The organism is Sphingobacteriaceae bacterium (assembly GCA_002319075.1).
Lineage (GTDB): Bacteria > Bacteroidota > Bacteroidia > B-17B0 > Aurantibacillaceae > Aurantibacillus.
Genome location: NVQB01000001.1, coordinates 3,598,308 through 3,615,936 on the forward strand (window position 1 = coordinate 3,598,308; position 17,629 = coordinate 3,615,936).

Here is a 17,629-nt window from a genome sequence, read left to right on the forward strand (position 1 = left end):
GATTAATTTTTCGTAATTTTGTTTAAATAATCTAAAAAGGAGTTAATCACGTATGAAGAAAGCCAAAGTCCTTTTTGTTTCTCAAGACATCACACCGTATTTAGATGAAACATATGTTGGCAAGATTGCCAGAAGACTTCCACAAGGTATTCAAGAGCGCGGCAAAGAAATCCGCACCTTTATGCCAAAATATGGAAGCATTAATGAACGTCGTCATCAATTACATGAAGTAATACGCCTTTCGGGGATGAACATGGTGATAAATGATGTTGATCATCCATTAATTATTAAAGTGGCCAGCATTCCCACAGCCCGCATGCAAGTTTATTTTATCGATAACGAAGAGTATTTTGGACGTAAAGCAGTGTTAACTGACAAAACCAGCGGAAAGTATTTTGACGATAACGACGAACGTGCTATGTTTTTTGTGCGTGGTGTGGCCGAAACTGTTAAAAAACTAGGCTGGCAGCCTGATATTATTCACTGTCACGGTTGGTTTACTTCTTTAATGCCATTGTACATTAAGAAATACTACCAGGAAGATCCACTTTTTGCAGATACAAAAATTGTTGTTTCTCTTTATGAGGACGATTTTCCTAAAAATCTGAACAAAAAATTCATTGACAAATTAAGTTTTGACGGTTTCAATAAAAAAGACATTAAACACCTTTCTGAAGAGCCAAGCTATCTTAATATGATCAAACAATCTATTGAATTTGCTGACGGTATCATTCAAGGTTCTGAAAAAATGAATCCAGAAATTGAGAAATTCATCAAAAAAACCGGCAAACCTTTCTTAGGGTTTAAAAATGAGCTGGAATACATGGATGCTTTTAATGAGTTTTATGACGAAATGCTTGAAGAAGCAAATGTTTTAAGCTAATTAGCAATATTAAAAAATTAAACCCGTCGTTCGCTGGTCGCATGACGGGTTTTTTATTGGAACTTTTTTTATTCATTTTCCAGGTGGTTTTATTTTTGCAGATCTGTAACTTTCAGGATCTTGTGGCGTCTTATACAAGAGAAAACAATGTCTCCTAAAAAACCATAAATCGCTAAAAGCTACATTATATTACTTATTTTTGCCCGATTAAAATTCATGATATTGAGACTTTCCTTAAAACTTATTTGTTCGCTTATTATCTTATTTAGTTTTGGCTGTAAAAAAGACAAGAGCATTCTTGGAGTGGACGAACAGCCATCTTCAGATAATCTTAATGCGGAATATATTTCAGGAAAACCAATAACAGCTTTCAGCACTCCTTACGATTCGATTGCTTCATATAATTATGCGAACAAATATCTGGGTTGTAATAACGATCCTAATTTCGGGTTAACGGATGTTGGATTGTATTTTAGCACTAGCATTGACAGAACGCTTAACTTTGGTGCCAAATCGAGAATTGCCTCTGCTGAAATTATCTTAGCGCTTGTAAATTCTGATTTTTCGGGCGATAAAACCGCTGTACTCAACTATTCTATTTTTCCGGTAACTTCTACTTTAAGTCCTTCGCAGGCTTATTTCACAACGGATAACAGAAGGCATAATGTTGTTCCTGTCTCCACAGGTACAGTTAATTTTTCTATCTATCCAAGTACTGGTGCCCCAGTATTTCGTATAAAAATAGATTCTACTTATGCAGAAAAACTATTACATGATACTGTAAATCTTGCAAGTAACGAATTGTATCAGGCCGCTTATCCAGGATACTATATAGCTACCAGTATACAGGGATCAGGGGAAGGGTTGATAGTAAATGCGGATCTGGATGATGCCTTAAGTGGTTTTTATCTTCACTATAAAACAATTGATACTTCAAGTACCATAACGGATTGGAAATTTCCTATTACAGGATCAACCATTTTAAGATACAACACCGTGAAGTATACACCGAAACAAGAAGTGAAAAATCAATTTCTTGATTCTACTTTAGGTTCTTCTTATGTGTATGCGAAAGGGATGGGAATTTCTAAAATCAAATTACAAATTCCTTTTTTACAAAATTATTCAGATACATTTAAAATCGCAGTGAACCGCGCAGAAGTTGTTTTTTATGTGGATCGTCCGTTTCCCTCCTCGTCATCGAATTACGCTGAACCACCCAAACTATTGTTATTGTCGGTAGACTCTTTAGGTCGCGAAACCTATGTGAAGGATCTTTTATCAAGTACCGATAATTCCAGGTTCGATGGAACTTACGATGCCACAAACAACAGATATGTTTTTAATATAGCGCGTGAAGCTCAACAAATTTTGGATGGATCAAAAAAGAATCGGGGCTTTTACATTGTTGTTGCAGATTTAAATCTTTCTTTATCTACAGCCTATTATTCTGAGAAATCTAAGATACTGGCGCCTTTACGGCGTGATAATTATATCAGCGGTATTGTGTTTGCCGGAAACGGAAATGTTCTCAAAAAGCCCGTTTTTAATTTGAGCTACGTTAGATTTAAAAACGAGTAATCTCAAGGGCGGCACTCCCTTCTGTTTCCCTATATTAAATAACATTTCGTTGTCACTAAAATAGTGTTAATCCGCTATTATATTAGGAAAAATGCGCTAATTTTATATGATTAAACGAAATAATGATAAAAATCATAAAATTTTTAGGGGTTTGCGCTTTGGTGATAGCTATAAGTACTAAGGTAAGCGCACAACTTTCAGGAACTTATAATATACCTACTAACTATACGAACCTTGCGGCGGCAATTTCAGCACTAAATTCACAAGGTGTAAACGGCCCTGTTATTATTGAACTTAATGCGGGGTATACAGAAACAGCTCCTACAGGAGGATTTTCATTAACAGCAACAGGAACAAGTGTAAATACTATAACTTTTAGAAAAACAGGAACCGGGGCAAACCCTTTAATCACAGCTCCTGTTGGCGTGTCAACTCCTGCGTCTGCCATACAAGATGGAATATGGCGTTTTATCGGATCGGACTATATTACTATAGACGGAATTGACCTTGTTGATGTAAACACTACAAATCCCGCTAGTATGGAATACGGCTATGGTTTTTTTAAAACAAGTGTTAGCGATGGATGTCAGAATAATACTATTAAAAATTGCGTCATAGATCTTAGAACGGTTAATAACGCCGCTGGTACAACACCCGCAGTAGATGGTTCGCGTGGAATTAATGTTGTAAACTCTTTGCACACTACGCAAACTACAGCAGTAACACCCACTTCGTTTTCAGGAAGCAATTCAAATAACAAATTTTATGCGAACACAATTCGCAACTGCAATGTTGGGGTGGCTCTTATCGGTTACGTGGCGCCGAGCCCCTTTACGCTTGCAGATACAGGCAATGATGTAGGCGGAACAAGCAGTATTACAGGCAATAGTATTTTGAATTTTGGTGGTGGAAGTGGTGCAACAAATCCCGCGGCTGGTATCCGCACACTTGCCCAATACAATTTGAATGCTTCTTATAATGTCTTTAATAACAACACAGGGAGCGGCGCAAATCACGCCGCCGCTTTGAGAGCAATTTACACCAATCTGGCTGCAAGCGCCAACGTTTCTATCACAAATAATACCATTACGGTTAATTCGAGTGCAAGTGCCGTACAATTAACTGCTATTGAAAATGTTTCCGGAGCAGGAGCTTCTAACAACACCATAACAATTAATAATAATTTAATTACAAATTCTTCGCACAGTTTAAATACCACCGGTTCTTTTTTAGGCATCTTCAATAATGCCGCTTCCTCTGCCTATCTTGATATTAGTGGAAATAAATTTAGTGGAGTGAATACCACTGCAAGTACCGGCTCAAACTACTTAATTTATAATACCGGAGCTGTTACCACATCTATTTCTATAAAATCTAACCAGATTGATAATTGTAAAAATGCTGCCAGCACTTCGGGAGCGTATGGGGCTATCTTTAATAATGTAGTGTCTACTGCCATACTTGATGTTAGTGGTAATGCGTTTAACACAAATACGGTTACAGCATCTACCGGTAATATCTACATGATATACAATGCCAGTGCTACAACCAATAGTATTCTTATAAATAATAATACATCTAGCGCTTGCAGTCACACTATAAGCTCATCCGGCATATACTACGGAATTTTTAACAGCGGCGCTTCTTCGGCAAATCTTGAAATAAAACAAAATACGTTTACCAATCACAGGGTAGTGACAGCAACGGGTACCAATTTTCAAATTTACAATTCAGCTGCGGTTACAAATTCAATAGTGATGAGTGATAACCTGTTTTCGGCTTGTGTAAATTCAATCACATCTACAGGGTCTTATTTTGGAATTTACAACAACGCTGCCTCGTCTTCAAATTTGGAGATGAGTGGAAATACATTTACTAATATTGCTGTAAATGCGGTAAGCGGCGCCAATCACTTTATATATAACAGAGGCGCGTTAACCAATACATTCTCATCGGTAGCTATAAATGGTAATCTTATATCTAATTGTTCACACGCAGCTACCGGCGCTGCGCCTTTTTACAGCATTTGGAACAATGGTGTTACGTCCACTATAACAAGTATTAATAATAATACAATTACTTCAAGTATATGGACCGCTGCAACGTCAACACGCTATCTCATCAGTAATTTTGGCCCCGCATTGACGTCGGAAACTATAAGTGGAAATTTGATTTCGAATTGTACTCACACGAATAACACTACGGGTGTTCTGTATAATATTTATAATAATAACGCTACAACTGTGTCGTCGGGTGCACTCAATATTAGCAACAATACCTTTTTGAATAATAGTTCGACGGCAACAACGGGTGAAACACATTTAATAAATAATAGTAGTATAATCACAAATACTTTTACTTCCATTTCGATTATAAATAACCTTATATCGAATTACACAAGCGGTGTTTCGGGGATCGGAGCATTTTTTTGTTTTTATAATAACACGGCCTCTGCTCTTAGTATTAATGTAAGTCAGAATACTTTTACGTCCAGCTTATTAAATTCTTCTACGGGTGCAACCTATTTTATTTATAACAGAGGTGTTGCAGGAAATTTATTTACTTCTGTGACAGCGAGCAATAATATCCTTTCGGGGTTAACCCATTCGAATATTTCAAACGGGATTTTCTACGGAATTGTAAATGCGGGTGCTGCAACTACAAACTGTGCGCTTCTTTCAATCCAGTCGAATAGTTTCATGAATAGCAGTTCCTCTGGTACCAGCGGTGGAATAGTACTCGTAAATAATACATGCCCGGTTACCACGTCTATTACGATAGCAACGAATAGTTTTGTAAATCTCACAAATACAGTAACGACCACAGGCACATTTTATGCGATAAACAATGGTGGTAATTCTTCGGCAGGAGATCTTTTCATTACCAACAACTCTTTTGTAAATTTAATTTCAACAGCTTCAACATCGAATCGGTTTTTAGTTTACAACAATGGAGGAATAACCAACTCTTTATCGCTGAGTAATAATTTCGTTTCGGAATGTAGTCACAGCATCACGTCTGGTGGCTCTTTTTATGGGATTTACAATAACAGTGCCTCTTCAGGTTTGAGCGCAGAATTAAGTAACAATACTTTTACGAATAATTATTCAGCCTCACTGGGCGGCAGCACTAATCTTATTCTAAATCTTGGCCTTGTAACAACAACGCTTAGCAATGTAAGTATGCTTAACAATCTTGTGGACTCCTATACTAGCGTGGCAACTACAGGCGCTTTTAATGCTATTGTTAATTCAGCTTTCACATCTTTAAATTTGAACCTGCTTACGAATACCATTACAAACGTAAATGTTTCGGCAACCAACGGTGTTCAGCAACTGCTGGCTAATAGCGGAAGGGTAACAAATGCTATTGCCATTAATGGCAACTTGGTAAGTGCATACACTAGTACAACAAATACCGGAGGTTCATTACTTGGAATTTACAACGCCGCAAATTATGCCAACAGTAATTTCCCCCAAACACTTAACATCCTTAACAATAAGTTTGACAATAGCACATTTAAAACTCTTTCTGGAAGCGTTAATATGATTAGTTCCAGTGGCGTGCAATCAAATACAATTTCGGCGATCTCAATAAGCGGAAACTTATTAACAAATCTAAGTCATACGCTAACCAGTACAGGATCTTTTTACGGTATAAATAACTCTGCCATTACATCCGGAAGCTTGAGCATTAGTGGTAATTCAATAACAAGCCTGAATGTAAGCAGTACAGTAAGCGCGCGATATATGGTTTTTAGTGGAGGAGCGTTTTTAAGCAGAGCAGATCTTTCAAATAATGTTTTTTCAAATGTCAGCAGTACATTAAACACTACGGGCTCTTTTTTTGGAATTAATAATGGTGCACAAAGTCAGGGAAGTATTAGCATAAGTAATAATACTTTTGACAGCCATAAGCTTTCCGCGACAAGTGCAGTATGTCAGCTTCTTTATAATTCAGGTACGGTAAACTCTATAAATTTTACTGGTAATTTTGTTTCGGGAGTTAACCATACAGCAACAACGGGTGCATTTGTAGGTGTTTTTAATAATGCAGCATCCTCCTCTAATTTAAATATTACTGCAAATAGCTTTACAAATATTGTGGGTAACTCAACCACCGGCGCTTTGTATCTTATTTATAGTAACCGTTCTCCTACTGCGGCGACAGTTACTGATATAACTATTTCGGGTAATAGTTCCTCGGCAATTATGTTTCCTTCTCAGACAGGAAGTTTTTACGGAATCTTTAACAACAACATGTCATTTTCGACTCTAAGTATAGGAAACAACACACTTTCGAATGTTGTTACAACGAGTACAAATGGTACGCGGTATTTTATTTATAATACCGGCTCAGGATCAACAATGGCAAGTATCACAAATAATTTAAGTTCCGATTTTACAAGCACATTAAATGCAGGTGCCAATTTTTTCGGCATTTACAATACAGGAAATCAGCTCGGAGATCTAATCGTTTCGGGCAATACTTTTTTAAATCATAACTTAAGGTCAACAACAGGTTCCGCATATATTTCTTACAATACAGCGTCTGTAACCGGCACCGTGCGTATGGATAATAACCTGGTTTCAAATCTTACACACAGTTCGAGCGCCGGGGGATCGTTTTTTGGAATTTACAACAACGCTTATAATTCATCTGGATTAAGTATTTCTTCGAACACGTTAATCAACACCAGTTTTTATACAACTCTTGGTTCCACCCAATACCTTACAAGTCGCGGTGTTAACACCACTGTAGCTATTGGTTCAATCTCCATTCTTAACAATGTAGTAGGGGCGGCTTCCTTTTCGTCATCTTCAGGAACATTTAATGGGATATTAAATACTCAAATTTCTTTTACCAACTTAAATGTGAGTGGAAACATCTTCAGTAATTTCACCTCTACAACTTCAAGCGCCCCTCGCTATTTTATTTCCAACAGTGGTTTAAGTTTTTCTACAACAAATATCAGCTCTAATACTGTTACGGACTACAATGCAACTGGCAATACGACTGGTGTGTTTTATAATGCTGTTAACACAGGATCTGTGAGTGGTAATCTAACTATAAGCGGCAACACTTTCAGCGTTGAAAATTTACCTTCTAGTACTGCTGCTTGTTATATGATAAACAATACAGCACTTGTTACAGGGTCTATATCTATTGCAAATAATCTTATTTCGACAATTTCCCACAGTTCTACAACAGGGGTATTGTATGGTGTATTGCATAATGCAACTTCTGTTACTGACTTAAGTATAACTACAAATTCATTAGTGTCAATAGCAACCACTAATTCAGCCAACATTAAATATCTGGTATATAACACCAGTCCTGCAAGCGTTGCGTTACATTTTAATGGCAATGTCATTTCTGGATATTCTGCTCCATTCAATACAACCGGATCATTTGGTGCTATTTACAACACAGCAAATTCGCAAGGGAGCTTTGAGGCAAATAGTAATGTCGTTAACAATGTTCTCCTTCCAGCAACAACAGGAACATGTTACGCCATTTTCACGAATGGCACCGTTTCAACCACTTCTTCACTAAGTAATAATCTAATCTCTAATCTTAGTTACACTTCAGGAACAACAGGAACCTTTTATGGAATTTTTAATCGCTCTATTGTAACGTCAACTTCTCCCGTTTCTTCGCTCAATATGAGTGCTAATACACTAAGTAATTGCAGCGTGTCGGTTCCGACTGCACCTGTTTTTCTAGTTTACGCTGCTGGAAGTCCGACCATAAACATCCCATCACTTACCATGAATTCTAATGTAATAAGTGGATTTACGATCACACCTGGTACTGGAACATTATACGGCATTTACAATGGGAGCATTTCGTCAGCCAGTTTAAGTATGAGTGGAAATACTTATACAAATTGCTCAACCTCTGCAAGCAATAGTCCAAGGTATCTTATTTACAATACAGGTTCTGTCACAAGTTCAATGGTCTTTGATAACAATAGGGTTAGTAATTTTAAAAGCCTTTTAAACGCAGGCGGTAATTTTTATGGCGTATATAATTCTGCAGCATGTTTAGGTAGTTTGAGCATGAATTCTAATGACATGAATGGAAATGGGTTGGAATTTAGCGCTGGGAATAATTACCTTATTTATAATGCCGGAGCTGTAGCTAACAATATGAGTCTAAACTCAAACACTGTTTCCAACACCACCAGTTCTGCAACGCCGGCGTCAGGTAATTTTTACGGAGTTTATAATTCTGCTGTTTGTTCGGGTAGTCTTAGTATGAATTCTAATTATGTAGGTGGAAACGCTGTGGAGTTTTCTTCAGGAATCAATTTTCTTGTCCATAATGCGGGAGCAGTTAGTAATGGTATAAGTATGAATACCAATACTATTTCGAATAATGCAAATTCAACAAACACAAGCACCGGAGCTTTCTACGCACTTTACAATTCAGGCGCATCACCCTCAAGCCTTTCCATGGATTTAAATTCGGTGGTGAGTAATTCTTCGGCGCTGGCCAGTGGAAACACTCATTTGATTTACAACACGGGTGCGATAAGCAATTCTATTAGTATGTCGTTTAACAAACTGGGACAAGTTTTTACAAATGCAACTGTCGATTATTCAGGAAATTTTTATAATGTTTTTAATGCCGGCGGAACAAGCGCCACGTCCTTAGCCATCAATAGCAACACGTTCACAGGATATAGTTATACCGGCATTCCAGGGTCTGGAAATATTTATTTTGTCAATAACACTAATAATAATGCTCGCTATGATATTGATAATAATTTATGGACGTCTATTTCCCTTTATCACAATGGAAATGAGTATTTAATGTATAACCCATCCAATACGAGTTCACAGTTGAATGTTACAAATAATACAGCAACCAATTATTCGAGAACGGCCACTGCTGCAGCTTTGTATATGTACTATTCCAATGGAAATTCTCCTGCGACTTGTTCCCAGGTTTTTTCAGGAAATTCTTTTTCAAACATCTTTGCGGGAACTCAAGGTACAGGCTCTTTTTATGGAATTTATTCCATGGATGGATCAGGTACTGCTTATCCTAAGAAACAGGCCTTCAACAATAGTATTTCCAATGTTACATACAACGCTCTGGGATTTTTCTATGGTTATTACTTTGACTTTCTCGGAGATGGACTAGGTTCAGGCTCCTCAGTTTATAATAATACGTTAACTGGTGTTTCCTGGGCGGGCCCTTGTTATGGGCTATACATAGGTGGGAATGTTTCCTCTGGTTTCGCAGCCAATGTTTTTTCAAATACTGTAAGTCATTTTTCCATTACAGCAATAACAGCTGATATACATGGCGCCTATTTATTAGGTGGGGGAAGTGGATTGAATTTTTTTAAAAATAAAATTGGCGATTTAAATGCTTTCGGAACGCAAGGAAAAGCGGAAGGCATTCGTGTGAACTCGGCTGTTAACACAACGCTTTATAACAATCTTATTGGAAATATTTTTACGCCTTTAACCACTTTGGGCGATGCGATAAAAGGAATTAATGTGGCCGGTGGTTCGAATGTTAAGGTGTTTTATAATACGGTTAAGCTGAGCGCGGCCAGCAGTGGCAGTTTGTTTGGATCTACAGCATTATACGCCCTTTCATCGGTGTCCTTAGATCTGCGAAATAATATATTAATAAATAGTTCTATACCAAGCGGAGTCGGTTTAACTACGGCCTATTTCAGAAGTTCAAATTCTTTATCTGGATATCAGAACAGTTCAAATAATAATATTTTTTATACGGGTATTCCATCCTCATCGCATCTTATTTTTTATGATGGCACAAACTCTTGTCAAACTTTACCGGCTTACCAGGCCACTGTTTCACCGCGAGACAATGCGTCTGCTTCTGAGAATACTCCTTTTTTGAGCACAGCAATAACGTCTACAAATTTTCTGCATGTAGACTTTACAATCCCCTCTGTTACCGAAAGTGGAGCTGTTAATGTTAATGGAATAAATGATGACGTGGATTCGGAAATTCGTCAGGGTAATACGGGTTACGTTGGAACGGGCACTGCGTCCGACATTGGAGCAGATGAATACGAACAAAGTTTAATTCCATGTTCGGGAGCAAGTGCAGGTACAATAGCGATTCCTACTTCTACGATAAATTGCGAGGGTCAAACTATTTATCTGCTTTCTACGGGATATACTGCGGCAGGTGATATTACTCATCAATGGAAAGTTTCGTCTACTTCAGGCGGACCTTATTCAAATGTTGCGGGAGGTATAGGAGCTAATACAACTGCTTACACAACTTCCACATTATCTTCAGGAACTTACTATTTTGTGCTTGTTACAACATGTAACAATGGAAATATTAGCGGCACATCTAATCAGTTAACTGTGGTTGTTAATTCCGGACCAACAGCCAGCGCTTCTGTTTCAAGTCCGACACTTTGTTCTGGTTTGGATCTAAATTTTACAGCAAGTAGTAACATTGGTGTAAATTATTATTGGACAGGACCTAATAATTTTACGTCCACCATCCAAAATCCAACCATAACAAACGCAGTTACTAATTCAGGAGGAACTTACACTTTATATGCCTCGGATGCCAATTGCACTTCGGCACCTGCTCTAGTGCATGTAATAGTGCACGCTACGCCACCGGATTTTTCTTTAGTTCCGCCGAGCTCGTCCATCTGTATTGGCGGCTCACAAACAATAACTGCTTCGATTCCCATTACCAGTCCGACTTTAAATTTCGGCTCGCAAACTATACAGAATGCCGCTTCAGGATACCCTGCGCCGTATTCGGTTTATTATGGGGGACAGAAAATGCAAATGCTCATTCTTGCGTCTGAGTTAGCTAGTGCAGGATTCACAACCGGAACACCTATTCAAAGTGTTCAGTTTCCAATTGCTGGCTTAGGAAGTAACTGGAATAGTACTTTATTCAGTTGTCAGAATTTTATGGTTGGCATGAAATCCACCACCACAAGTGTTTTGAGTGTTTTTGAAACAGGAATATCTAATGTAGTTCCGTTAACCAGTTACACACCTTCAGTAGGATACAACAATATTCATACATTTTCTGCTCCTTTTATCTGGGATGGATTAAGCAACTTAGTTCTGGAAACGGTTTTTTCAAATAGCATTGTTGGAACATCAGGGAATACAGTGGCTCAGTATAACTCTCCAATTGGTTTTCAAAGTACTTTAGTTTACCGGGCCGATAATCAAAGTGTTTCTGCTATTGCAGCGGCCACAACAAGTAATGTAAATATTGGGTTTGTAAGACCTGATTTTAAATTAAATGGCACGCAGGTAGGAACTTACTCCTGGAGTCCTTCAAATAGTTTGTCTTCTTCTGCTGGAGTATCTGTAGTGGCAAGTCCTACAGCAACGAGTATTTATTCTGTTGAGCTTTCCGATGGTCAGTGCGCTTCCTCTACAACAGTGTCGTTAGACGTCATTCAAAATCCATCTTTAACGATCTCAACTACGGCAACAACGGTATGTTTGGGCAATGCGGCTACTCTCACTGCTATGGGTGCAAATCAATATACATGGAGTTCTGGAATAACCCAACCTTCTATTGCTGTTTCGCCATTTGTATCTACAACCTATACAGTGTTTGGTTCAAATCCTGTTTGTCCGCCTTCTTCTACAACAATATTAATTTCTTCAGCACCTGCTTTTACTCTAACCTCTCAGGTTTTACCGCCTGTGATTTGTCTCGGCGCAAGTTCTACGCTCAGTGTTTCCGGCGCAAGTAATTATACGTGGACCGGTGGAGCTAACACAAACAGTATCACAGTAACACCAGGTGTCACCACAACATATTCTGTTATCGCTTATAACGGCCCAGGTTGCTGGACAACTAAAAACCTGAATGTAAAAGTAAATCCGTTACCAGTTATTACGGTCACTCCATCAGGTGCGACTATCTGTAGTGGTGAATCTGTTGTTTTTGAAGCGGGTGGTGTCTATAGTTTTACATGGACTCCTACAGTGTCTAACTCTCCGATTTATGAAGTGAATCCTCTTAGCACAACTGCTTATACCGTTGTGGGCTCTGATCAAAATAATTGTTTGAATAACGCTGTTGTTACTGTGGTTGTGGAGCCTTGCACAGGAATAGCTTCTACTAAAAATATCACTCAGGTTATTTCAGTTTTCCCGAATCCAAGTTCCGGAATTATAAATATAGAGTTTGGTTTTGACGGGGAAAAAACTGTACGAGTAGAAAACTCTATTGGCTCTCTCATTTTAGAGACGAAAATAATGTCTCAGGAAGAAGAAATTGATTTGAGATCTTACGCAAAAGGAATTTATTTCGTGTACATAAAAACAGGAGTTAAAAGTGCTAGTTACAAAATTATTGTAGAATAGAGTTTTAGAATACTTTATAAGAAGGCCGTCTTAAGGATGGCCTTTTTTGTTTTTGTTTCATCTAAAGTATTTGGCAACTGGTCTAAACCTTGACTTTATAAATCAGGATAATCTTAATTTGAATGAAATGTAATTCATTCATCATGAGAAAAATTAGGTATTTGGTTTTTATTTTCGCTTTTGCAAATCACTTACACGCCCAACTTTCAGGAAGCTTAAATGTTCCCTCCACTTATACGAGTCTGGCATCTGTTATCGCAGACCTTAATTTACAAGGTATTTCAGGGCCAGTGACTGTGAACATCGCGGCAGGCTTTACAGAGACTGTTATTACAGGAGGCTATTCACTTACAGCAAGTGGCACTTCTCTAAATCCCATAATTTTTAAAAAAACAGGAACTGGCTCAAACCCTTTACTGGTGGCGTATACAGGCGGCTCTGGAACCCCAGGGTCTATGCACCAGGACGGAGTTTTTAGATTAATTGGATGCGATTATATTACGATTGATGGGATAGATATTTATGATCCAAATACATCTAATCCTTCTACAATGGAGTTTGGTTATGGATTATTTAAATCAAATTCCGCTGACGGATGTCAAAATAATATTTTAAAAAACTGCACCATTACTTTAAACAGAATTAATAACGCAGGCGGCTCAGGACCCTCTTCAGATGGATCGCGGGGCATAGATGTTATAAATGCAAGCTCAAGTGCTCATAACGCAGCTATATCTGTGAGTGTAAGTTCAGGAAGCAATTCGTATAATAAATTTTATGCCAATACTATTCAAAACTGCAACATAGGAATTTCTATGGTGGGCTTCGCCGATGTAAGCCCATTTACTTATGCGGATCATGCGAATGATATAGGAGGAAACTTAATGTCTACAGGTAATTTACTACTAAATTTTGGAGGTGGTGGGTCTTCGAATGCAGCAATGGGGATCAGAACTCTGGCGCAATACGATCTGAATATTGGGTTTAATAAAATAAATAATAATACCGGTTTGGGAATAAATCATCCGGCAATTCTAAAAGGTATTTATCTGGGCGCTGCAAAAAGCGCAAATACAACGCTTAAAAATAATACACTTACTTTGAATGGTGGTGGCACAAGTTCTCAGATTTCAGTAATTGAAAATGGTTCTGGTGCAACTCCCGCGTCCAACACAGTTACTATTATTGGTAACAAAATTATAAATTGCACTTACGCAACTTCTACATCCGGCGCTTTTTACGGCATCTGGAATACTGCTTCCTGTGAAAATATTTTTGTTACTAATAACGTTTTTATTAATAATTCTACCTCCGCTACAAGTGGGTCCACCTATCTGATATATAACAACGGAGCAGTTCCTGGTTTGATTGGCATTACAGGCAATACGCTGGGTTATATGTACAGCGGTTCCGCATCATATTCCGGTACTATGTATAACATTTATAATGCTAACGGCGCAACCACTTCAACCCTCAATGTTGATAACAATCATTTCTCAAGCTTAAATCATTTTGGATATACTGGAACCGGTAGCGTTTATTTTATTTATAACACAAATGATTCATATGCAACAACTATCAATGGTAACACCTGGTCAAATCTATTTCTAAATCACAGTGGATCGCAGTATTTAATTAACAACGCGTCTTCAACGCAAGGGTTTTTAAATGTTTGTGCAAATAGCATTATCGGTTCTTATAACCGAACGGCCTCCGCGGGAGCTCTCTATTTATATTACTCCACAGGAAGTTCTCCCGCAACTTGCGTTCAGACGTATTCCGGGAATATTTTTTCGAATATAACAGCTACAGTTGCTGGTTCCGGAAATTTTTACGGCATCTACACAACGGATGGAGCTTCAAGTCCCTATCCTCAGAAAAATGTGTTTCAGAATAAGATTTCAAACGTTACGATAAACAGCAACGGTGCGTTTTACGGTTTTTACCTGGATTACCTGGGCGATGGTACACAAACATCTCCTTCCAGCGTTCATAATAATACACTCAGTTCTGTTTTTAGAAACGGAACTATTTATGGATTGTATGTTACAGCTTCCGTTTCTCCAAATTATGCACCCCGAATTTTTGCAAATACCATTCAGTATTTAAATTCAAATGGAGCTGGATCTGCAGTCTATTCAGCATATCTGGCCGGTGGTGGGGCAGGATTAAATTTCTATAAAAATAAAATAACAGACGGGGTGGCTACCGGAACATCTGGCATTGCTCATGGAATTTATTTACCTGGAGCAATAACCACTACGCTGTGTAATAATTTTATCGGTGGAATGAATGCGCCGAATTCTTCCGCCAATAATGCCGTTAACGGAATTTATATAAATGCAGGTTTTTCGGTACATACGTATTTTAATACAGTATATCTTACAGCCTCAAGTACAGGAGGGAATTATAATTCTAACGCAATTTATGCGTCCTCAACCGTAAGCCTTACCCTTAGAAATAATTGCTTCTTAAATCTTTCTTCGACTGGAACGGGCACCAATTCTGCTTTCCGACGAAGTTCGACGTCTTTTACAAACTATATGGCTGCATCGAATACGAATCTGTTTTACGCAGGCATTCCCGGTTCAGCAAATGTTATTTTGCAAAATGGCAGCACGGCCTATCAAACTCTGGCGACTTTTAAAACTGCTCTCTCACCAAGAGAATCTGGTTCAGTAACGCAGACTGTTTCGTTTCAAAATACTTTAGCATCCTCTCCTAATTATTTACATGTGACATCAAATCTTAGTTCTTTACTTGAAAGTGCAGCAACTAATATTACCGGAATTACAGATGATTTCGATGCGGATATTCGTTATGGAAATTCTGGTTATTCGGGAGCTGGCTCCGCGCCGGATATTGGCGCCGATGAATTTAACCAAAATACAAATCCCTGTTCTTCCGCTTCTGCAGGAACAGTCATAGCTATCTCTTCTTCTCTTTGTGCAGCTCAGGCGGCAACTTTAATGGCCCTAAATTATGCACTGGGAACAGGTGTTTTTTATCAGTGGCAGGTGAGCAATGCCCCAGGTGGACCTTATGCAGATGTTAGCGGAGGCACTGGCGCGACTTCATCCGAATTTATTTCTCCTTCTCTAAACGCGGGGACTTATTATTTTGTACTGACTACGACATGCAGTGCTAATTCATCTACAGCGGTGTCTGCCGAAATTTCTATAGTTGTAAATGCTTTGCCGCTTGCTTTGGCTCAGATTGCTTCGTCACTGGTTTGTTCTGGAGAATCTTTGTCTCTGAATGGTGTTGTAAATTCAGCAAGCTCTTTTCAATGGATTGGTCCGAATGGCTACAATGCGAGTGTGCAAAGTCCGACAATTTCTGACGTAAATGCGCTGTCGTCGGGAATTTACTATTTTTCTGCAATGCAGGGTAATTGCAGTTCAGCACAAAGTACAGTAATGGTAAATATAAGCGAAGTCACCCTCACTTTATCGGCTACTCCAACACTTGTATGCCTTGGTAACACTTCTATACTGAGCCTAACAACTTCTGCAAGTACGTATACGTGGAGCACTGGCTCGAATCAAAACACCATTGGTGTTTCACCAACCGTAACTTCAGTTTATACGGTTGCTGTTACCAACACTGCAAATTGTGTTCAAACTAAATCAGTAGCCATTGCTGTTACCAATCCAAGTATTAGTGCAAATAATACAGTTGTTTGCGGAAACAATGGAATAGCCGTGCTAAGCGTAAATGTTTTCAGTCCCGCTGTAGTAAACTGGTACTCTTCTATAACGTCTTCTACAAGTTTGGGCACAGGAATAAGTTATAGCGTAAACACTTCATCGTCCTGCACTTTTTATGCAGAAGCCTCAAATTCTTTGAGTGGCTGTCAAAGCCTGAGAATTCCCGTTAGTGTTACCGTCTCACCGGTTCCTGTTCTAACGCTTATTGCCAATCCATCTGTTATTTGCCCAGCTTCTTCATGCACACTTTATGCAAAAGGAGCGGTAACCTACTCATGGACCAGTTTAGGCACCGGAAGTGTAAGAACGGTTTCACCAACCAGTTCCATTATCTACACGGTTTCAGGAGAAAATAGTTTAGGATGTAGGTCGAGTGGAACTTTGCAGGTAATGACGTATACCGTGCCGGTAATTACAACCGTACAGTCGGCTACAGCTGTTTGTCCCTCAGGCGTTGTAACTTTTACTGCTTCCGGCGCTAATTCTTATTTTTGGAATACCGGCGCTAACGGTTCTCTAAATACGGTAACAGTGGCCCTTAATACAACATATACAGTTTACGGTACAAACACCGAAAGTTGCACCGCTTCAAAGACACTGGCGGTTGTAACGCGATCAGTTCCTGTTATTTCTATTTTTCAGTCAGATGCAACTTTATGCCCCGCAGAACTTGTAACTTTTACCGCTACAGGTGCAACATCCTACACATGGTTGCCAGGTGGAAGTGTTTCTCATACTTTCAATGCAAATCCTATGATTTCATCTGTATACAACGCCATCGGGAAAGGTATAAATACGTGCACCAATGTTGGAATAGCAAGTGTTATTGTAGATATATGTAGCAGTTTAATGGACGAGGATTTTTCAAAAACCAATAGTGTTTTTCCGAACCCATCTACGGGTATCGTCAATTTTGTTCTTGCTTCAAAAGGAAAACAAGCATTCAAATTATTTTCTCCTCTGGGAACGCTTATTATGGAAGGTAATATAGGCAAAGAACAGTCTGTCGATCTTTCCTCAGTTGCTAAAGGAATTTACGTTATTGAAATTTTTTCTGATAAAAATAGGGTTTGTAAAAAACTTTGCCTGGAATAATTTCG

General features: G+C 38.6%; 4 protein-coding genes. All 4 read left to right on the forward strand.

The window, feature by feature from the left end; translation table 11 throughout:
• The first annotated feature begins 52 nt into the window (after positions 1-52).
• On the forward strand, positions 53-883 hold the full coding sequence (locus tag CNR22_15540) for a glycogen synthase (GenBank protein PBQ33133.1): 831 nt from the start codon (positions 53-55) through the stop codon (positions 881-883).
• 216 nt (positions 884-1,099) lie between these two features.
• Positions 1,100-2,464 (forward strand): hypothetical protein, encoded by a 1,365-nt coding sequence (locus tag CNR22_15545; GenBank protein PBQ33134.1) that lies wholly within the window; start codon positions 1,100-1,102, stop codon positions 2,462-2,464.
• A gap of 122 nt (positions 2,465-2,586) precedes the next feature.
• On the forward strand, positions 2,587-12,819 hold the full coding sequence (locus CNR22_15550; GenBank protein PBQ33135.1) for a hypothetical protein: 10,233 nt from the start codon (positions 2,587-2,589) through the stop codon (positions 12,817-12,819).
• 122 nt (positions 12,820-12,941) lie between these two features.
• Entirely contained in the window at positions 12,942-17,624 is a 4,683-nt protein-coding gene (locus tag CNR22_15555) for a hypothetical protein (GenBank protein ID PBQ33136.1), read from the forward strand.
• Positions 17,625-17,629: the final 5 nt, after the last annotated feature.